Source organism: Blastococcus sp. SYSU DS1021 (genome assembly GCF_054050995.1).
Window position 1 is genome coordinate 255,319 of the sequence record NZ_JBJHAL010000001.1, and the last position, 19,785, is coordinate 275,103.

Here is a 19,785-nt window from a genome sequence, read left to right on the forward strand (position 1 = left end):
CTCGAGGCCCCGCCGTCCCACGTCCGGCTCGGGTACCGGTCGCTGTCTGCTGCCGCTACGCCGCCGGGAACCTGCCCAACCGGGGGAGTCGCGCAACGTGGTGACGCCAGGAACCCGGCGGCGCCAGTACGTTCGTGCCCATGACCGCGGGAGATCAGGCGGCAATCCGGACCACGCCGCGGCCGCCCGGCGGTCCGCTGCGCTTCCGTGCGGACATCCAGGGTCTGCGCGCCGTGGCGGTGGCGCTGGTCGTCGCCGACCACATCCTCGGCTGGCCCCACGGTGGCTTCGTCGGCGTCGACGTCTTCTTCGTCATCTCCGGGTACCTGATCACCGCGCTGCTCCTCCGCGAGCTCGCCTCGACGGGCACCGTCTCCTTCCGGGCCTTCTACCTCCGGCGCGCCAAGCGGATCCTGCCGGCGGCCATGGCCGTGCTGGCGGTGACCGTGGCCGTCGGGTACGTCGTCTGGTTCCTGCCGCGGGCGAACCAGACCGCGCTCGACGCGTTGGCCGCGGCCTTCTTCGTCGAGAACTGGCACCTGGTGGCCGTCGGGGCCGACTACCTGCAGGCGCAGGGGCCGGTGTCGCCGGTGCAGCACTACTGGTCGCTGTCGATCGAGGAGCAGTTCTACGCGCTCTGGCCGCTGCTCCTGCTCGGTGGCTTCGCGCTGTTCGACCTCCGTCGCCGACCGGGGCGGCTGGTGTGGTTCCTCACCGCGGGGATCGCCCTCTCCCTGGCCTGGGCGGCCTACCGGACGAGCACCGCTCCCACGGCCGCCTACTTCGACACCCTCGCGCGTGCGTGCGAGTTGCTGGCCGGAGCGCTCGTCGCCGTCGTCGGCGGTCGGCTGGTTCTCGCCGACCGGTTCCGCGCGGCGCTGAGCCTGGGCGGGCTGGGAGTCATCCTCGGCTCCGCCGTGGTCATCTCGCCGTCGTCGCCGTTCCCCTTCCCGTGGGTGCTGGCGCCGGTGCTCGGCGCGGCGCTGGTGCTCCTGGCCGACCCGCCCCCGTCCGCGGCCACCGCCGTGCTGACCAACCCGGTGGCGCGACGGCTCGGGCAGTGGTCGTACTCGATCTACCTGTGGCACTTCCCGGTGGTGGTGTTCGGGGTCGGCGCCTTCGGGAGCTCCGTCGCGGTGCAGCTGGCCCTCGTGGCCCTCACGGTGCTCCTGTCGGCCGCCTCGTACCGGTGGATCGAGCAGCCCGTGCTGGCCATCCGTCCCCGTCCCCGCTACGTCTCCGGCTGGGAGCGACGCCGCCGCGAGGGGGTCGGGCTCCCCGTCACCGTGGCCGCCGTGCTGCTCGTGGTGGGCGCAGCCCAGTTCCTGGTGCCCGGGTGGAGGGGGGTCGCCGACCCCGACAGCGGGGGCCCGGCACGATCCACCGGTGACGAGCGGCCGTCGGCGACCGAGCTCGCGGACCAGGTGGAGGCCGCCCTGTCCGCCGAGTCCTGGCCGGCCGACCTGACGCCCTCCCTCGACGGGCTCGGGCCCGAGCACCAGCCGGTGGAGATGGGCACCACCGCTCCGGGGTGCCGCAACACGGTGGCCGCCGGAGATGACCCGCTGGTCTGCCGGCACGGGCCCGCGGATGCGCCCAGGACGGCGCTCCTGGTCGGCGATTCGGTCGCGATGAGCTGGGGGCCCACGGTCAACGGGGTCTTCGAGGGCGACGACTGGCAGGTGCTCGCGCTGGGTTACGCCTCCTGCCCGTTCGTCGACGTCGCCGTGGCGCCGCCGGCCGAGCCACCCGGTTTCCCGGAGGAGTGCGCGGCCGCGCGCGAGCGCACGCTGCGGTTCATCGAGGAGACGGCACCCGACGTGCTGGTCCTCTCGGCCGGCCAGGGGTACTTCGGCAACTTCGTCAGCGGGGCCGGCAGCGAGGGCGACAGCGGCGCCGCCATCGACGAGTGGCAGCGCGGCCTGGAGTCGACCCTCGAGGCGGTGGCGCCGTTCGTCGGCTCCGTCGTGGTCCTGGGCAACCCGCCGCTGGGCGCCGATCCCCGCGAGTGCGGGGGGCGCCTGAGCGGTCCCGAGGACTGCGTCAGGCCGATCAGCCGCGGCTTCCTGGACAAGACCGAGGCCGAGCGGGCCGCGGTCGACGCGCAGCAGGCGGCCGGCGCGGACGTGACCTACGTGGACACCCAGGAGATGTTCTGCGCGGACGGCCGCTGCCCCGCCTTCGCCGGCGACGTGCTGCTGCGCACGGACGAGACCCACCTGACGGCGGCAGCCGCGGACATGCTGGCCGCCGCCGTGCGGGAGCAGGTGCCGTCCGAGGTGCTGTCGTGATCGCGAGGCCGCCGGACGGGAGTGATAGCCCGAGATCGACAGGCAGGTGACCGACCGACGCATCGGAGTGAGTGCGTGGTGGATCAGCCACCACGCACGAAACCCCCTCCGACACGGGCACAGGTCGGAGAGGGTTGCGGTGCGCCATCAGGGACTCGAACCCCGAACCCGCTGATTAAGAGTCAGCTGCTCTGCCAATTGAGCTAATGGCGCGGTGCGCCCGGCCGGCGGGCACGAGAGAGAACGATACCAGCGCCGGGCGGTCGCCCGGTGGTGGGGGCAGGTGCTCTTCGCCACGCCCGTGTCCGACACCACGCTCCGCTGTCGTCCCGCCGTGGACACTGGAGGGGATTGCTCCCGTCCGGACCGGGTGGGAGGGCGAGAGGAGCCGGGACGGGTGCGACGGACAGCCACGATGATCGCCGCTGGGGCGCTGGTCGCCCTGGCCGGGTGCAGCGGGTCGGACGCCGGCGCTGCCGGTGAGCCGACCGCCGCGGCCGAGCCGGCGACGGTCGAGCTCGCGGTCGCCGACGGGGCCGTGGACCTCTCGCCCGTGGTCCCGCTCGAGATCTCGGTGAGCGGTGGCGAGCTCGCCGAGGTCGCCGTCACCGACGCGACCGGGGCACCCGTGCCGGGCGTCGTCGCCGAGGAGGAGGACGGCACCGCCGTCTGGGAGCCGGCGACGCCGCTGGCCTACGACACCGCCTACACGCTGACCGCGACGGCCACCAACGCCGACGAGGAACCGACGCGGGCGACGTCGACGTTCACCACCGTGGACCCGCAGGCGGTCGTGACGCCGGGGATCGGCCCGCTGGACGGCCAGACCGTCGGCGTCGGCATGCCGATCCGCGTGTACTTCTCCGAGCCGGTGACCGACAAGGCCGCCGTCGAGCGCAACCTGGTGGTCACGAGCACGACGCCCACCGACGGAGTGTGGAGCTGGTTCGGTGACAGCGAGGTGCACTTCCGCCCGTCCACCTACTGGCCCGAGAACATCGAGGTCACCCTCGACGCGAACCTGTACGGCGTCGACTTCGGCGACGGCGTCTGGGGGGAGAAGGACCGCAGCATCACCTTCTCCATCGGCGAGCGGCACGTCTCGGTCGCCGACGCCGCGACGCACACGATGGAGGTCTACGACGGCGACCAGCTGGTGCAGACCTTCCCGATGAGCGCCGGGGGCCCGGGCTTCCCGAGCCGCAACGGGCCGCACGTGGTCACCGAGCTCAACCGGAACCGGGTCATGGACTCCAGCACGTACGGCACGCCGGTCGACAGCCCGGACGGCTACCGGACGCCCGTGGAGTACGCGGTCCGGCTCTCGGACAACGGGGAGTTCGTGCACGCGGCGCCCTGGTCGGTGGCCCAGCAGGGGCGGGAGAACGTCTCGCACGGGTGCATCAACCTCTCCACCGAGCGCGCCGCGTGGTTCTTCCACTTCTCCCAGCCCGGCGACGTCGTGGAGATCAGGAACTCGATCGGCCCCACGCTCTCGGCCGCCGACGGCGCCATCTACGACTGGGCCATCCCCTGGGAGGAGTGGCGGGCCGGTAGCGCGCTGAAGTAGCGGCCACCGCGTTTCCCCCACACCCGCCGGGGGCACGAGGACGGCGCGTCCGAGGAGGGGATCGTCGTGGAGCCGTGGCAGATCGTGGTGCTGGTCGTCGTCGTGCTGCTGGTGCTGGCGCTGGTGGCGTTCGCGTTCACCCGGCGGTCGCGGACCACCGGGGCGCGCAAGCGGGCGGAGCAGCGCGAGGAGGCCCGCGACCACCTGCGGGAGGCCGAGATCCGCGGCGCCCGCGCCGAGAAGGAGCAGGCGCTGGCCGAGGAGCAGGCGGCCCGCGCCCGCCGGGAGCTCGCCGAGGTGCAGGAGCGGGCCGCGCTCGCCGAGCAGGAGGCCCGGCAGCGGGCGGCCCGCGCCGACGAGGACCGGGCCGCCGCCGAGCAGCTGCGCGCGCAGGCGCAGCGCCTCTCGCCCGACGTCGTCTCCGACGGGCAGCAGCGACACCCCGAGGGCGGCGCCACGCGCCGCTGAGCGCCGGCCGCTCAGTTCCCGCCCCGTCGGCGGTCCATCCTCCGAGGACCGTCGAACCGGAGGGGCGCCATGACCGACCTGCTGGCCATCGGAACGCGCAAGGGGCTGTGGCTGGCCCGCAGTGACGACGACCGGCGGACGTGGAGCCTGGACGGGCCACACCTGCTGGCCCAGGAGGTGGCGGCGGTGTCCGTGGACATCCGCCGCCCGGCGCCGCGGCTGCTGGCGGGGGTCCAGTACGGCCACTGGGGCCCCACCGTCACCTGGTCGGACGACCTGGGGGGCAGCTGGCAGGAGACCGAGCACGGGGCCATCCGGTTCCCGGGCGACGCCGGCGCCGCGCTCGGCCGGGTGTGGCAGCTGCGGCCCGACTCCGCCGCCCGCCCCGACGTCGTCTGGGCCGGCTGCGAGCCGCATTCGTTGTGGCGCAGCGACGACGGCGGCTGCAGCTTCTCGCTGGTGCGCGGGCTGTGGGACCACCCGCACCGGCCCACCTGGGAACCCGGGGCGGGCGGCGGCGCGGTGCACACGGTCCTGCCGGACCCGGGAACCGACCGGGTGACCGTCGCCATGAGCACCGGCGGGGTGTACGTCAGCGACGACGGCGCGACCGGGTGGACGCCGCGCAACCGAGGGATCAGCGCAGTCTTCCTGCCCGAGCCACCCGAGTACGGCCAGTGCGTGCACAAGGTGGCGCTCGACGCCGGGAGCCCGGCGCGGATGTACGCGCAGAACCACTTCGGGGTGTTCCGCACCGACGACGGCGGCGGGTCGTGGACCTCCATCGCCGAGGGCCTGCCGGCCGACTTCGGCTTCCCGATCGCCGCCTCGCCCACCGTGCCCGGCACCGCCTGGGTCGTCCCGCTGGTGGCCGACGTGCAGCGCGTGCCGCCGGACGGCCGGCTGCGGGTGCACCGCACCCGGGACGCCGGCGCGAGCTGGACCGAGGTCGGCGCCGGGCTCCCCGAGGGCGCCTGGACCGCGGTGCTGCGCGACGCCTTCTGCACCGACGACCGGGGCGGCCTCTACCTGGGCACGCGCGACGGCTGCGTGTACGCCAGCAGCGACGAGGGGGACACCTTCTCCCTGGTGGCCGAGCACCTGCCCGACGTGCTCGTCGTGCGGGCGGCCCGGCTGCCGTGACGGGAGGCGGCGTGCGCGTGGAGGTGGTGCTGCCCGGGTCGCTGGCCGACCTCGCCGGGGGGACGCGGCACGTGACGGTCGATCCGGGTGGCGGTGCGGACGGCACCACGCTGCGGGCGGTGCTCGACGCGCTGGCGGCGCGTCACCCGGTGCTCGGCCGGCGGATCCGGGACGAGGCCGGGGCGCTGCGGCGGTTCGTCAACGTCTACGTCGACGGCGAGGACGTGCGCTGGCAGGGCGGCCTGGCGGCGGCGGTCGGCGACGGCGCGATCGTGCAGGTGCTGCCGTCGGTCGCGGGCGGCTGTTGAAGGACCCCCTGCCCCCACCACTCGCAAGCTCGTGGCGGGACCCTGCAGGGGGCCTCAGAGGGCGGCGAGGGCGGCGCAGTTCGGGCAGAGCTGCGTCTCCTCGTACCCCTCGGGTGGCCAGGGCAGCTGCTCGTCGATGGAGACGTAGGCGCCGCAGAGGGCCTTGCGGCTCTGCCCGCTGACCCGGCCGATGGTCGCGTGCGCCGGGCCGATCTGCCGCGGGGTGAGCCCTTCGGCGCCGAAGGAGCCGACCATGACGACCGCGTGTGCCGTGCCGTACGCGTAGACGCTCGTCATGCGCCCAGAGTCCGAGCCCGCCGCCCGTTGCGCCACCACCGCCGGGCACGTGTCGGCCGCACGCGTCACACCGGTCCCATCCGTTCCGGATTCAGCGGCGCGGCCGGTCCGGCCGGCCCGCCGGAGGTGCGCGCGTGCCCCCGGACCGCCCGACCGGGGGCACGCGGGCGGCCGGCTCAGGAGGCGTAGATCCTCTCGATCTCGTCGGCGTTCTCCTGCATGACCACCGAGCGCTTGAGCTTCAGCGAGGGGGTCAGCTGGCCGCCCTCCACCGTCCACTCCACGGGGAGGACGGCGAACGAGCGGATCGACTCGGCCTTCGACACCTGCCTGTTGGCGGCGTCCACGGCGGCCTGGAGCTCCGCCCGGACCTCCGGGTCGTCGACCAGCTCGGCCAGCGGGGTGCCGCCGGGGCGGCCCTTGCTCTCCAGCCACCCGGGCAGCGCCTCGGCGTCCAGCGTGATCAGGCAGCCGATGAACGGCCGGTTGTCGCCGACGACGATGCACTGGCTGACCAGCGGGTGCGCGCGGATCTTGTCCTCGAGGACGGCGGGGGAGACGTTCTTCCCGGCCGAGGTCACGATCAGCTCCTTGATCCGTCCGGTGATCGTCACGTACCCCTCGGGGTCGAGCACCCCGATGTCGCCGGTGCGGAACCAGCCGTCGCGCATCGCCTCGGCCGTCGCCTCCGGGTTGTGCCAGTAGCCGCGGAACACCTGCGGCCCGCGGACGAGGATCTCGCCGAGGTCGTCGATGCGCACCGCCGTGCCGGGGGCCGGCCGGCCGACGGTGCCGACCTTGAGGGTGTCCGGGCCGCTGACGGTCGCCGGGCCGGTGGTCTCGGTGAGGCCGTAGCCCTCGAGGATGGTGACGCCGATGCCCCGGAAGAAGTGGCCGAGGCGTTCGCCCAGCGGGGCGCCGCCGGAGAGGGCGTACTCCACCTGGCCGCCCATCGCCGCCCGCAGCTTGCCGTAGACCAGCCGGTCGAACAGTGCGTGCTGGAGCCTGACCGCGAGGGCGGGGCCCCCGGTGTCCTGACCCTTCGACCAGGCGACGGCGACCCGCTCGGCGCGGTCGAAGATCGCGCCCTTGCCGCCGGCGTGGGCCTTCTGCCGCGCACCGTTGTAGACCTTCTCGAACACTCGGGGCACCGCGACGAGGAACGTCGGCTGGAACGTGTCGAGGTCGGCCAGCAGCGAGGCGAGGTCGGGAGTGTGGCCCAGCCGGGCGCCGTGCTGGATGCAGCCGACCTCGATGATCCGGGCGAAGACGTGCGCCAGCGGCAGGAAGAGCAACGAGCTGGCGTTCTCGGCCGCCATCGCCGGGATGACCGCCGGTGCGAGTTCGGCGACGTAGAGCAGGTTCCCGTGCGTCAGCTCGCAGCCCTTGGGGCGCCCGGTGGTCCCCGAGGTGTAGATGATCGTGGCGAGCGAGTCGGTGGTCAGGCCGGCCCGACGCGCCGCCAGCTCCTCCTCCGGCACCTCCCCGGCCCGCGCGGCCACGGCGTCCAGGTCCCCGGTCTCGACAGTCCAGACCTCGCGGAGCTCGTGCAGGTCGCTGCGCACCGACTCGACCAGGGTCCGGTGCGCGGCGGTCTCCACCACGACGGCGACCGCGCCGGAGTCCGCCAGGATCCACTGCGCCTGCTCGGCCGACGAGGTCTCGTAGATGGGTACGCCCACGCCGCCGGCGGTCCAGATGGCGTAGTCGGCCAGGGTCCACTCGTAGCTGGTCCGGCCCAGGATCCCGACCCGGTCGCCCGGCCCGACCCCGGCCGCGATCATGCCGCGCGCCAGGGCAGACACCTGCTGGGCGAACTCGCGGCTGGTGACCGGCACCCAGCTGCCGCCCACGTTGCGGCTCAGCGCGATGCGGTCCGGGTTCTCGCGCGCGTGGGTGGCCACCGCATCGGGCAGCGCGGCGGTGGCGGGGATCTCGAAGGTGCTGGGGCTGGCGTACTCCTGCACGGGTGGGCTCCTCGGGACGACGACACGACGCTGTGACGTGGACCGCGAAGATACAGAACGGGTGGTCTGTATGTTCGGGTTCCCGGCGCGGTGATCGCCGGTGGTCGGCGAACGTCCCGGAGGTTGCTGTGCAGTCCGCTCTCTACGAGGCCGAGCACGAGTCGTTCCGCGCGATGGTGCGGGACTTCCTGGCCAAGGAGGTCGTCCCCCACCACGACGAGTGGGAGAAGGCCGGCGTCGTCGACCGCGCGGTGTGGCTCCGCGCCGGCGAGCAGGGCCTGCTCGGCATGGACGTGCCCGAGGAGTACGGCGGCGGCGGGGTCCGGGACTTCCGCTACAACGCCATCCTCTCCGCCGAGGTCAGCCGGGTGGGGGCCAGCGGCCTGGGCTTCACCTTGCAGAACGACGTCGTCGCGCCGTACCTGACCGGGCTCGCCACCGAGGAGCAGAAGCGGCGCTGGCTGCCCGGTGTCGTCAGCGGGGAGATCATCACCGCGATCGCCATGACCGAGCCGGGCGCCGGCTCCGACCTGCAGGGCCTGCGGACCACGGCCCGCCGGGACGGCGACGAGTGGGTGCTCAACGGGAGCAAGACGTTCATCACCAACGGCATCAACGCCGACCTGGTCATCGTGGTCGCCCGCACCGACCCGGAGGCCGGTGCCCGCGGGTTCACGCTGCTGGTCGTCGAGCGCGGCATGCCGGGCTTCGAGCGCGGGCGGAACCTGGACAAGGTCGGCCTCAAGGCGCAGGACACGGCCGAGCTGTTCTTCGAGGACGTGCGGGTGCCGGCCGCCAACCTGCTCGGCACCGAGGGGCACGGCTTCTTCCACCTCATGGCGAACCTGCCGCAGGAGCGCCTGTCGATCGCCGCCGGCGCCGTCGCCTCCGCCCGCATCGTGCTCGACCTGACCGTCCAGTACTGCAAGGACCGCACCGCCTTCGGCAGACCGATCGGGGCGTTCCAGAACACCCGCTTCGAGCTCGCCGAGATGCACACCGAGGTCTCGGTCGCCGAGACCTACCTCGAGAAGGCCGTCCTCGAGCACAACGCCGGCCGGTTCACCGCCGAGGACGCGGCCATGGCCAAGTGGTGGACCACCGAGTTGCAGAAGCGGGTGATCGACCGGTGCCTGCAGCTGCACGGCGGCTACGGCTACATGCTCGAGTACCCGGTCGCGAAGGCCTACCTCGACAGCCGCATCCAGACCATCTACGGCGGGACGACCGAGATCATGAAGGAGATCGTCGGCCGCTCCCTCGGCGTCTGAACCCGTTCCCCGTACGCACCCGAGAGGACTCGCATGGCCACCGAGGCACGAGCATGAGCACCGAGGCGTTCATCTACGACGCCGTGCGCACCCCGCGCGGCAAGGGCAAGAAGACCGGCGGGCTGCACTCGGTCAAGCCGATCAGCCTGACCACCGGTCTCATCGACGCGGTCCGCGACCGCAACCCCGGGCTCGACCCGGCGCTGGTCGACGACATCGTCCTCGGCGTCGTCTCCCCGGTGGGGGAGCAGGGTGCGGTGATCGCCCGGACGGCGGCGCTGGCGGCCGGGCTGCCCGACACCGTGGCCGGCGTCCAGATCAACCGGTTCTGCGCCAGCGGCCTGGAGGCGGTCAACCTGGCCGCGCAGAAGGTCCGGTCCGGCTTCGAGGACCTGGTGCTCGCCGGCGGTGTCGAGTCGATGTCGCGGGTGCCCATGGGCTCCGACGGCGGCGCCTGGCCCATGGACCCCGAGACCGCCGCGCGCACCGGCTTCGTGCCGCAGGGCATCGGTGCCGACCTGATCGCGACCCTCGCCGGCTGGAGCCGGGAGGACGTCGACGCCTACGCCGCCGAGTCCCACGCCCGCGCGGCCAAGGCGTGGTCCAACGGCTACTTCGAGCGGTCCGTCGTCCCGGTGACGGACAAGAACGGCACCGTCGTCCTCGACGCCGACGAGCTGGTGCGACCCGGCACCACCGTCGAGTCGCTGGCCGCGCTGCCCTCGGCGTTCGCCGGCATCGGCGACCTGGGCGGCTTCGACGCCGTCGCGCTGAACAAGTACCACTGGGTCGAGCGGATCGACCACGTGCACACCGCCGGCAACTCCAGCGGCATCGTCGACGGCGCCGCGCTGGTCGTCGTCGGCACCGAGGAGGCGGGCAGCCGCAACGGGCTGACCCCGCGCGCCCGCATCGTGAGCACCGCCGTCTCCGGTGCCGACCCGGTGATCATGCTGACCGGTCCGGCGCCGGCCACGCACAAGGCGCTGGCCAAGGCGGGTCTCACCGTCGACGACATCGATCTGGTCGAGATGAACGAGGCGTTCGCCGCCGTCGTGCTGCGGTTCATGGCCGACACCGGCTTCGCCCACGAGCAGGTCAACGTCAACGGTGGCGCCATCTCGATGGGGCACCCGCTGGGCGCGACCGGCGCGATGATCCTGGGCTCGCTCGTCGACGAGCTCGAGCGGCGCGACCTGCGCTACGGCCTGGCCACCCTGTGCGTCGGCGGCGGGATGGGCATCGCCACCGTCGTCGAGCGAGTCTGAGGAGCGACACCCGATGAGTGAGAGCACCATCCGCTGGGAGTCCGACGCCGACGGCGTCGTCGTCCTCACCCTCGACGACCCGTCGTCGTCGGCGAACACCATGAACGACGCGTACGTGGCCTCGATGGGCGAGACGATCGACCGGCTCGAGGCCGAGAAGGACTCGATCCGGGGCGTCGTCCTGACCAGCGCGAAGAAGACCTTCTTCGCCGGCGGCAACCTGGGCAGCCTGATCCAGGCCACGCCCGAGAGCAAGGACGCCGTCCTGGCTCAGGTGACGCTGGTGAAGGGCCAGCTGCGCCGGCTGGAGACGCTCGGCATCCCGGTCGCGTCGGCGATCAACGGCGCCGCGCTGGGTGGCGGGCTGGAGATCGCCCTGGCCACCCACCACCGCGTCGTCCTCGACGACCCGAAGGTCAAGCTCGGCTTCCCCGAGGTCACGCTCGGCCTGCTGCCCGGCGGCGGCGGCATCGTCCGCTCGGTCCGCCTGCTCGGCCTGACGACGGCGCTGCTCGAGCTGCTGCTCCAGGGCCAGCAGGTCCGTCCCCAGAAGGCGCTGGAGCTGGGGCTGGTCCACGAGACGGCTACCGACCGCGACGAGCTGCTCGCCAAGGCCCGCGCCTGGGTGCTGGCGAATCCCGGTGCCGCGCAGCTGTGGGACACCAAGGGCTACAAGGTGCCCGGCGGGACCCCGTCGTCGCCGTCGCTGGCCGCCAACCTGCCGGCGTTCCCGGCGAACCTGACCAAGCAGCTCAAGGGCGCGCCCTACCCGGCGCCCTACGCCATCCTGTCGGCGGCGGTGGAGAGCCTGCAGGTGGACGTCGACACCGCGTTCACCGTGGAGGGCCGGTACTTCGTCGACCTGGTCGTCGGCCAGATCTCGACCAACATGATCCAGGCGCTGTGGTTCGACCTGAACCGGATCAACGGCGGGGGCTCGCGGCCGTCGGTCGAGCAGACGTTCTCGGCGTCGAAGGTCGGCATCCTGGGCGCCGGGATGATGGGCGCCGGCATCGCGCACGCGTTCGCCAAGGTGGGCGTCGACGTCGTCCTCAAGGACGTCAGCGCGGAGGCCGCCGACAAGGGGAAGGCGCACGTCGCCGGGCTGGTCGGGAAGCAGGTGTCGCGCGGGCGCATGAGCCAGGCGAAGGCCGACGCGTTCCTCGCCCGGATCACCCCGACCGGCGACGCGGCGGACCTGGCCGGCTGTGACGTGATCGTGGAGGCGGTCTTCGAGGACACCGCGCTCAAGCACCGGGTGCTGAGCGAGGCGGAGGCGAACGCCGCGCCGGGTGCGCTGCTGGCCTCCAACACCTCGACCCTGCCGATCACCGGGCTGGCCGAGGGCGTGCAGCGGCAGGCCGACGTGGTCGGCATGCACTTCTTCTCGCCGGTGGACAAGATGCCGCTGGTCGAGCTGATCGTGGGGGAGCGGACCTCCGACGAGGCGCTGGCGCGGGCCTACGACGTCGTCCGGCAGATCGGCAAGACCCCGATCGTCGTCGCCGACAGCCGGGGGTTCTTCACCAGCCGGGTGTTCGGCACCCTGGTCATGGAGGGCGCGGCGCTGCTGGCCGAGGGGCTGGCGCCGATGAGCGTCGAGCGCGCCGCCCTGCAGGCCGGCTTCCCCGCCGGGCCGCTCACCCTGCTCGACGAGGTCACCCTGACCCTGCCGCTGAAGATCCGCGACGAGGCGGCGAAGGCCGGGGCCGCCGACGACCACCCGGGCGTGGCCGTCCTGCGGACGATGGTCGAGCACGGCCGCACGGGCAAGGCCGCGGGCGCCGGGTTCTTCGACTGGCAGCCGGAGAAGCGGGTGTGGCCCGGGCTGGCCGAGCTCTTCCCGGCGAGCGACGGGGTGTCCTTCCGCGACGCCCAGGAGCGCCTGCTGTTCGCCATGGCCGTCGAGACGGCGCGCTGCCTCGAGGAGCAGGTGCTGCGCACCGTCGAGGACGCCAACATCGGGTCGATCATGGGGATCGGCTTCCCGCCGCTCTACGGCGGCGTCCTGCAGTACGTCGACCAGTACGCCGGCGGGGTGGCCGGCTTCGTGGCCCGGGCCGACGAGCTGGCCGACCGCTACGGCGAGCGGTTCCGGCCACCGGCGATCCTGCTGGAGCGGGCCGTCCCGGCGGGTAGCCTGCGGGCCGCCGCCGCGGCCTGAGCACCGGTAGCGGGGCGTCGCCGCAAGGCGGCGCCCCGTTCCCCGGCGTCCTTCCTAGGATCAGCGCGTGGCGCGGGGGAGCGAGCATGCCGAGGTGACCGCCGCCCCGAGCGTGCGACGCACCCAGGCCGAACGGCGGGCCAGCACCCGCGCGGCGCTGGTGCGGGCCACCGTGGAGTCGCTGGTCGAGCTCGGCTACGCCCGGACCACCACCCAGGAGGTGCAGCGCCGGGCCGGGGTCTCCCGAGGGGCCCTGACCCACCAGTTCACGGCCAAGGCCGACCTCGTGCTGGCCGCGGTCGACCACCTCTACGAGGAGTTCAGCGCCAGCGTCCGCCAGGCCGCCGCCGACCTGCCGGCGGACCCCACCGCGCGCGCCCGGCTCGGCGTGGAGCTGATCTGGGAGCGGTTCCACGGCGAGCTGTTCGTCGCCGCGATGGAGCTGTGGGGCGCCGCCCGCACGGACGCCGAGCTGCGGGCCGCGCTGCTGCCGCACGAGCGGCGGCTGGGCGTGCAGCTGCGGTCGCTGACGATGGAGGTGTTCGGCGAACGGGTGGCGCGGCACCCCCAGGCCGAGGCCGTCTACCAGGTGCTGCTCACCTCGATGCGCGGGCAGGCGCTCACCTACGCGCTGCAGCCCGACGCGCCGCGCACCGGCCCGCACGTCGAGCACTGGCAGTCGATCATCGAGGCCTTCACCCGCCGGGGAGACTGACCCGGCACGGTGCCGGGACGGCGGGCAGGAGCCGCCGTCCCGGTCACGCCGGTCGGTGAGCCCCGCAGTGAGGAGCAGGACATCCCATGGCGACCACGGCGCTGCTCGTGCTCGACCTCGTCGGCACGTTCGCCTTCGCGCTCAACGGCGCCCTGACCGCCCTGCGCGCGACCCGGTTGGACATCGTCGGCGTGGTGACCCTCGGCATGATCACCGCCCTGGGTGGCGGCACCATCCGCGACGTCTTCCTCGACGCCCTGCCGCCGGCGACCTTCCTCGACTGGCGCTACCTGGCCGTGGCGGCCGGGGGCGGACTGATCGCCTTCTTCTCCTGGTCCCACCTGGATCGGATCAACGGGACGATCAACGTCCTGGACGCTGCCGGGCTGAGCCTCTTCGCCGTCACCGGGGCGCTCAAGGCGGTCGACCTCGGGTTCGGTCCCGCGCAAGCCGTCATCGTGGGCGTTCTCACCGGAGTGGGGGGCGGCACGCTTCGCGACGTCCTCGTCCGGCAGGTGCCCACGGTGCTCAGCAGCGGGCTCTACGCCGTACCGGCGCTGGTCGGCGCCACCGCGGTCGTCGTCGCCGAGCTGCTCGACGTCCGGAACGCCGCCGCCTCGATCGTCGCCGCCGCGGTGTGCTTCACGATCCGCATGGTCGGTGTCCTCTTCGACGTCCACGCACCCGTCCCCCCGGGTACCCGCGGCAGCGCGGAGGAGTGACCGCCTCCGCCGGGGGCAGTCGATCCGGCGTCCGGGCGTGGAGCCGGCTCGGCGCCAAAACCGCAGGGTCCGTTCTTATTGTGCTCGATATTGTGGCTGCACCTGCCGATAGTCGCGTCGTGACCACCCTCACCGATGTCCCGCGCCGCAACGGGCTCTGGGCAGCCATCCCGCGCGGTGCGCGCCTGGACGAGGCCGGCTTCCTCCGGCGGCACCGCATCATCTGCTGGGTCCTGGCCCTCCACCCGCCCGCGCTGGTGGCCATCCCGCTCGTGCGCGACGTGACCGGCTGGGCGCTCTGGGGGCAGCTGGCCGCGCTCGTCACCATGCTCGCCGCCGCCCTGGTGCTGCGCGGCATGCTCGCGCGGGCCGGCGCGGCCAGCGTCGGGCTGATGTTCGGCGCCGACCTGCTGGTGCACGTCGGCGGCGGCCTCACCGACCTGCACATCTGGTTCTACGTCCTGCTGGCGCTGGTCGCGCTCTACCAGCTGTGGACGCCGTTCCTGCTGGCCGTCGTCTTCGTCGCGGTCCACCACGCGCTGACCAGCCTCGTCGCGCCCGAGGCGGTGTACTCGACCGAGCAGGCGCAGGAGAACCCGCTCCTGTTCGCGTTGCTGCACGCGGTCTTCCTGCTGGCCGAGGCGTTCTTCCTCGCCTACACGTGGAAGTTCACCGAGGAGGCCGAGCGCGGTCGCCGGGCCGAGACCCGCCGGGCCGAGGCCCAGGCGGTCGCCCAGGCCCAGGCGCAGACCGAGCTCGCCGCCGAGCGGGCGCGGGCCGCGGAGGAGGCGGCCGCTGCCCTGGCCCAGCGCGAGCTCCGGGCGAGCGGCCTGGAGGAGCAGCTCGCCGAGCTGGTGCAGGCGGGTCAGCGGCTGGACGAGAACGTGGGCACGGCGACCGACGTCATGACCGGGCTGCGCTCGGCCATCGCCGAGATCGCGGCGGCGGCCAGCCACGCCACCACCACGGCCACCCAGGCCAGCGACGGGTCGCGGGAGAGCGCCGAGACCGTGGCGCGCCTGGCCGCGACCATGGCCGAGATCGACCAGATCGCCGGCAGCATCTCGGCCATCGCCGACCAGACCAACCTGCTGGCGCTCAACGCGACCATCGAGTCGGCCCGCGCCGGGGAGGCGGGCAAGGGGTTCGCCGTCGTCGCCGGGGAGGTCAAAGACCTGGCCTCGGAGACGGCGAGGGCCACCGAGCGGATCCGGGGCGTGGTCGAGGCGGTCCGCGGTGACGTCGAAGCCGCGGGCGCCGCACTCGGCAACGTCCAGGAGGTCATCCGGGGCGTCGTGGAGGCGCAGACCACGATCGCCGCGGCGGTCGAGGAGCAGAACGCGTCGACGGCCCAGGCCCAGGACGCCATCGCGGGCGCCTCCCGGGAGGCGACGCGGGTGGCCGACGACCTGCGGCGCATCGTCAGCGGCATGTAGCCGCCCGGCCGGGTGGCTCCTCCCCCCGCGCTGCTCGGACGGCCCCCGGAGCCGCCTCCCTGGGTACCCGGTGGTCCCACAGGTGCGCCCGCCGCTCGCGTGGACGGTGCGCCAGCGGGTAGGGGGACGCCGTGGCCACCGGGTGACCTGCACCGGCCGGTCGCGTCCGACGATGTCCGTGCCGACCTCGAGGAGGAACAGCACATGCGCGCGGAGGATCTGTCCGGGGACGACGCAGCGGTGTACCGGGCCGTGGCCGAGCGGGAGGGGACCGACGGCGCGCCGCACCTGCAGGACCTGGCGCGGCAGACCGGGCTGGACCTCGAGCGGACCCGGGCCGCGGTCCACCGGCTGCAGCAGGCGGACCCGAAGCTCGTGCACGAGGTACCCGACACCGGCACCACCGATCTCGGCCCCACCTACGAGCTGGCCCCCCGCACCTGATCGGCGGGGCGGCTCAGCCGCGGTCGGCGACGGGGCGGATCTCGCCGCTGGCCAGGCGGGTGCGGTAACCCTCGATCTCCCCCTTGACCACGCGGGACAGGACGTAGAGGCCGATGATGTTGGGCAAGGACATCAGGAAGATCATGCTGTCGGAGAAGCCGATGACCGCCTCCAGCGTCGACGAGGCGCCGATGACCACGAAGATGCAGAAGATGAGCTTCCAGGTGCGGTCGACGATCATCGACTCGCCGAAGAGGTAGGTCGCCGCCTTCAGCCCGTAGTAGCTCCAGGCCAGCATCGTCGAGTAGGCGAACAGGACCACCGCGACCGCGAGCACGATCGGGAACCAGCCGACCACCGACCCGAAGGCGGCCGACGTCGTCTGCACGCCGGCGTCGCTGGCGTCGTCGGCGTAGGTGCCGGTGATGACGATGGCGAGCGCCGTCATGGTGCAGATGACGACGGTGTCGATGAACGGCTCGAGGACGGCGACGTGCCCCTCGGTCGCCGGCTCGTTCGTCTTGACCGCCGAGTGCGCGATCGCCGCCGAGCCCAGCCCCGCCTCGTTGCTGAAGGCCGCTCGCCGGAAGCCCTGGATGAGGACGCCGACGATGCCGCCGAACCCGGCCTCGGGGCTGAACGCCTGCGACACGATCGCCCACATCGCCTCGGGGATCTCCGTGAGGTTGGCGAACAGCACGGTGAGGCAGGCGATGACGTAGAAGACGGCCATGAACGGCACGAGCTTGTCGGTGACCCGGGCGATGCTGCGGATCCCGCCGATGATGACCGCGCCGACGAACAGGGCGAGCACGAGACCGAAGATCGCGCCCGCGGCGCCGCCGCCGAGGGGCCCGTCCGCGCCGCCGGTGACCGACTGCGCCTGGCTGAACGCCTGGTTGGCCTGGAACATGTTGCCGCCACCCACGGCGCCACCGAGCGTGAAGATGCAGAAGAGGACGGCGAGGACCTTGCCGAGCGTGCCCAGCCTCGGGCTCTTCTCCTTCAGCCCCTTGGTCAGGTAGTACATCGGGCCGCCCGAGACCCGGCCGTCGGCGTAGACGTTGCGGTACTTCACGCCGAGCGTGCACTCCACGCCCTTGGTGCACATGCCGACCAGCCCGGCGATGATCATCCACAGCGTGGCACCCGGCCCGCCCAGCGAGATCGCCACCGCGACCCCGGCGATGTTCCCGAGTCCGACCGTGCCCGACACGGCGGTCGCCAGCGCCTGGAAGTGGGTCACCTCGCCGGCATCTCGCGGATCGTTGTAGTCCCCGCGCGCCAGCTGGATGGCGTGCTTGAACGCCCGGAACTGGAACCCCCGCAGGTAGATGGTGAAGAAGACGCCGGCGATGACGAGCCAGACGACGATGAGCGGCAGCTCGACGCCCTCGTCGATGAAGTCCAGGGGCACGGCGAAGAAGACGACCGTGGTGATCCACTCGGAGACCGGTGCGAAGAAGCCGTCGACCTGTTCGTCGAACGTGGCGGCCAGCAGGGAGTCGGACGGCGAGGGCATCACGGCACCACCAGGACAGGGACGGGGGAGAGCTGGATGAGGCTGCTCGGCGTCGACCCGAAGAGCAGGGTGCGCACCCGGCTCTGCCCGATGCGGCCGACGGTGATCCAGGCGGCATCGTGCTCGCGGGCCAGGCGCACCAGCGTCTCGGCGGGGTGCCCGTGCCGGACGACCCCCTCGACCACGAGGTCCCCGGGCTCGGAGAGCCGCGCGACGACCGGGTCCAGCACGCGCTCGCGGGCGGCCGCGGCCTCCCGCGCCTTCTCCACGGAGCGGCGTTCGTTCTCCTCCGCGGTGGTGAAGGAGTAGGGCGACCAGGGGACGACGCAGGCGAGGACCAGGCGCAGACCGTGGTGGCGGGCGGCGTCGGCGGCTGCGTCCGCGGCGCGGTTGCTCGACTCGCTCCCGTCGAGACCCACGACGATGGACTCGGGCACGGGCACACCTCCGGCGGAGACGATGTGGGCCGAACCGTAACCGGGATCACACCGCTCGTCAGGTCGAGCGGTGGCGGGGCGGGGGGGCGCCGGTCAGGCCGGAGGGGCGCCGGCGTGCGCCCGCGGTGCGTGGCCGTCGTCCTCGGCGTCCTCCGGGTCTTCCGTGGCGGGGCTGCCCGCCTGCCCCTCCACGGAGCGGCGCACCGCCCGCCGCCAGCCCTGGACCGCGGCGGCGAGCACACCGGCGACCGGCACCGCCACGAACAGGCCCAGGAGGCCGAAGGCGGAGGCAGCCCCGGTCGTGAGCAGCAGGATGACCAGGGGGTGGAAGCTGATCGCGCGGGACAGGAGCAGGGGGGCCAGGACGTTCCCCTCGATCTGCTGCACCACGATGACGACGAGGAGTGCCCACAGCGCGGTGGTCCAGCCGTTGGTGACGCCGGCGACCGCGACCGCGACCGCTCCCGCGATCGTCGCGCCCACCAGCGGCACGTAGCCGAGCAGGAAGGTCAGCGCGCCGATGGGCAGGGCCAGCGGGACGTCGAGCAGCCACAGCCCGAGACCGATGAGGATGCCGTCGATCAGCCCGGTCGCGGTGGCCGCGTAGAACCACGCGCCGGCGGTGCGCATCCCGGCGCGGAAGGCGGCGTCGGTCGGGGCTCGGTCCACCACGGGCAGGACCCCGAGGAACTGCCGCCACAGCCGGTCGCCGCTGGTCAGCGCGAACAGGGTGAAGAACAGGGCGATGATCAGGACGGTGGCGACGTTGCCCGCCGCGTTCAGCCCCTGCGCGGCCGCGTTGCCCAACCCGCTCATCGCGGAGCCGACCGAGGTCTCCAGCTGGTCGATGACCTGGTTCAGCCCGGCGTTGTTCAGGTCGTCGGTCCGGTCCTGGACCCAGGTGCTGGTCGCCTCCACGGCATCGGTGCCCGCGGCGATCAGGCCGGGCCAGGCGCCGATGATCTGGAGCACGAGGAAGGTCAGGACGCTCACGAAGAAGGCCAGGTAGGCGACGACGCAGAGGATCGCGGCCAGCGCGGCCGGGACCCCTTGCCCCCGCAGCCACCGGGCGATGGGCCAGAGCATCGCGACCTGCGCCAGCCCGAGCATCGCCGCGGCCGCGACGAACTGGACCTGCAGCACCAGCCAGACGGCGCCCAGCACGGCCAGCCCGATGACCAGGAACCGCCCGGCGATCACCGCCTCGCGCTGCAGCAGCGACGCGCGGCCGACCGCCGGGGGCGGGGTCGCGGCGTGCGCGCCGGGCGCGGTCGCCGGCGCGGGGCCGGGCCCGGGGGAGGGGCGGTCCCGGGGGAGGGCCGACGTCGGCTCGGTCATGCGCACCTCCCCTCGCAGCGTTCACCGGTGGCCGCTGCCGCCCGGCCCGGGACTCCTCGTCGCGCGCTCATCCTGGCGTGTCCGTCACCCGTGTGCGTGGAACGGTCGCACGACCGTCCCGTCGAGGCGTGACCGACCCGGCGATCGGGTAGCGATTCCGATCAAGGTCACATCGAGGTGCGCGCGGGCCGGAGCGCCCGTGCGCGGACAGAGGAGGAACCCGTGCTCGGACTCATCGGACTGCTGCTGGTCGTCTGGCTGGTGCTCGCCGTCGTCGGCGCGGTGGTCGAGGGGCTCTTCTGGCTGCTGATCATCGGTGTGGTGCTCTTCCTGGCCACCGCAGCCTGGGGCTGGACGAAGCGCAACACCCGGGTCTGACGTTCCCTGCGGGCCGGCCCGGTGCGGCCGGTGTGCGGTGACGGCG

The 19,785-nt window shown here is 73.3% G+C and carries 18 protein-coding genes and 1 tRNA gene; 13 read left to right on the forward strand and 6 right to left on the reverse strand.

The annotated features are described in order from the left end of the window. The first annotated feature begins 140 nt into the window (after positions 1 to 140). Positions 141 to 2,291 carry an acyltransferase family protein gene (locus tag ACI8AP_RS01365; RefSeq protein WP_456587529.1) on the forward strand — a complete coding sequence of 717 codons (2,151 nt, stop codon included), beginning with the start codon at positions 141 to 143 and terminating at the stop codon, positions 2,289 to 2,291. Between the two features lie 140 nt (positions 2,292 to 2,431). Here ACI8AP_RS01365 and ACI8AP_RS01370 read toward each other — a convergent pair. Continuing rightward, positions 2,432 to 2,504, reverse strand: a tRNA-Lys gene (locus ACI8AP_RS01370). 184 nt (positions 2,505 to 2,688) lie between these two features. On the opposite strand from ACI8AP_RS01370, the gene ACI8AP_RS01375 reads away from it, so the two are divergent. The 4 genes from ACI8AP_RS01375 (at position 2,689) to ACI8AP_RS01390 (ending at position 5,780) form a co-directional block, all read left to right on the forward strand. Then, a complete protein-coding gene (locus ACI8AP_RS01375) occupies positions 2,689 to 3,861 on the forward strand; it encodes a L,D-transpeptidase (RefSeq protein ID WP_456587530.1) in 1,173 nt (390 codons plus the stop codon). 66 nt (positions 3,862 to 3,927) lie between these two features. Next, positions 3,928 to 4,329, forward strand: a complete 402-nt coding sequence (locus ACI8AP_RS01380) for a hypothetical protein (protein WP_456587531.1) — start codon at positions 3,928 to 3,930, stop codon at positions 4,327 to 4,329. A gap of 69 nt (positions 4,330 to 4,398) precedes the next feature. Continuing rightward, positions 4,399 to 5,472, forward strand: coding sequence for an exo-alpha-sialidase (locus ACI8AP_RS01385; RefSeq protein ID WP_456587532.1), 1,074 nt, complete (start codon positions 4,399 to 4,401; stop codon positions 5,470 to 5,472). 11 nt (positions 5,473 to 5,483) lie between these two features. Then, the gene (locus ACI8AP_RS01390) at positions 5,484 to 5,780 is read left to right on the forward strand and encodes a MoaD/ThiS family protein (RefSeq protein ID WP_456587533.1); all 297 of its coding nucleotides are present in this window, start codon (positions 5,484 to 5,486) and stop codon (positions 5,778 to 5,780) included. 54 nt (positions 5,781 to 5,834) lie between these two features. On the opposite strand, the gene ACI8AP_RS01395 is transcribed toward ACI8AP_RS01390, so the two are convergent. Further along, positions 5,835 to 6,077: a hypothetical protein gene (locus ACI8AP_RS01395; RefSeq protein ID WP_456587534.1), complete on the reverse strand. Its 243-nt coding sequence runs from the start codon at positions 6,075 to 6,077 to the stop codon at positions 5,835 to 5,837. 176 nt (positions 6,078 to 6,253) lie between these two features. After that, complete coding sequence (locus tag ACI8AP_RS01400) at positions 6,254 to 8,044, reverse strand: AMP-dependent synthetase/ligase (protein WP_456587535.1); 1,791 nt, start codon at positions 8,042 to 8,044, stop codon at positions 6,254 to 6,256. A 128-nt stretch (positions 8,045 to 8,172) separates the two neighbouring features. On the opposite strand from ACI8AP_RS01400, the gene ACI8AP_RS01405 reads away from it, so the two are divergent. From ACI8AP_RS01405 to ACI8AP_RS01435, 7 genes are all read left to right on the forward strand, one after another. Continuing rightward, a complete protein-coding gene (locus ACI8AP_RS01405; protein ID WP_456587536.1) occupies positions 8,173 to 9,315 on the forward strand; it encodes an acyl-CoA dehydrogenase family protein in 1,143 nt (380 codons plus the stop codon). 53 nt (positions 9,316 to 9,368) lie between these two features. Continuing rightward, complete coding sequence (locus tag ACI8AP_RS01410; RefSeq protein ID WP_456587537.1) at positions 9,369 to 10,583, forward strand: acetyl-CoA C-acetyltransferase; 1,215 nt, start codon at positions 9,369 to 9,371, stop codon at positions 10,581 to 10,583. 13 nt (positions 10,584 to 10,596) lie between these two features. Beyond that, on the forward strand, positions 10,597 to 12,747 hold the full coding sequence (locus ACI8AP_RS01415; RefSeq protein WP_456587538.1) for a 3-hydroxyacyl-CoA dehydrogenase NAD-binding domain-containing protein: 2,151 nt from the start codon (positions 10,597 to 10,599) through the stop codon (positions 12,745 to 12,747). A 67-nt stretch (positions 12,748 to 12,814) separates the two neighbouring features. Further along, positions 12,815 to 13,462, forward strand: a complete 648-nt coding sequence (locus tag ACI8AP_RS01420) for a TetR/AcrR family transcriptional regulator (RefSeq protein ID WP_456587539.1) — start codon at positions 12,815 to 12,817, stop codon at positions 13,460 to 13,462. A gap of 86 nt (positions 13,463 to 13,548) precedes the next feature. Beyond that, positions 13,549 to 14,184 carry a trimeric intracellular cation channel family protein gene (locus tag ACI8AP_RS01425; protein WP_456587540.1) on the forward strand — a complete coding sequence of 212 codons (636 nt, stop codon included), beginning with the start codon at positions 13,549 to 13,551 and terminating at the stop codon, positions 14,182 to 14,184. Between the two features lie 119 nt (positions 14,185 to 14,303). Next, positions 14,304 to 15,620, forward strand: a complete 1,317-nt coding sequence (locus tag ACI8AP_RS01430) for a methyl-accepting chemotaxis protein (protein ID WP_456587541.1) — start codon at positions 14,304 to 14,306, stop codon at positions 15,618 to 15,620. 204 nt (positions 15,621 to 15,824) lie between these two features. Beyond that, positions 15,825 to 16,064: a hypothetical protein gene (locus ACI8AP_RS01435; protein ID WP_456587542.1), complete on the forward strand. Its 240-nt coding sequence runs from the start codon at positions 15,825 to 15,827 to the stop codon at positions 16,062 to 16,064. Between the two features lie 13 nt (positions 16,065 to 16,077). On the opposite strand, the gene ACI8AP_RS01440 is transcribed toward ACI8AP_RS01435, so the two are convergent. From ACI8AP_RS01440 to ACI8AP_RS01450, 3 genes are all read right to left on the reverse strand, one after another. Beyond that, positions 16,078 to 17,586: an alanine/glycine:cation symporter family protein gene (locus ACI8AP_RS01440; RefSeq protein WP_456587543.1), complete on the reverse strand. Its 1,509-nt coding sequence runs from the start codon at positions 17,584 to 17,586 to the stop codon at positions 16,078 to 16,080. Beyond that, positions 17,586 to 18,023: a universal stress protein gene (locus ACI8AP_RS01445; protein ID WP_456587544.1), complete on the reverse strand. Its 438-nt coding sequence runs from the start codon at positions 18,021 to 18,023 to the stop codon at positions 17,586 to 17,588. Before ACI8AP_RS01445 ends, ACI8AP_RS01440 begins: the two co-directional genes overlap by 1 nt. Before the next feature lie 93 nt (positions 18,024 to 18,116). Beyond that, complete coding sequence (locus tag ACI8AP_RS01450; RefSeq protein ID WP_456587545.1) at positions 18,117 to 19,361, reverse strand: AI-2E family transporter; 1,245 nt, start codon at positions 19,359 to 19,361, stop codon at positions 18,117 to 18,119. Between the two features lie 222 nt (positions 19,362 to 19,583). Here ACI8AP_RS01450 and ACI8AP_RS01455 point away from each other — a divergent pair, with 222 nt between their 5' ends. After that, positions 19,584 to 19,739, forward strand: a complete 156-nt coding sequence (locus ACI8AP_RS01455; RefSeq protein ID WP_236829151.1) for a hypothetical protein — start codon at positions 19,584 to 19,586, stop codon at positions 19,737 to 19,739. The last annotated feature ends 46 nt before the right edge of the window (positions 19,740 to 19,785 follow it).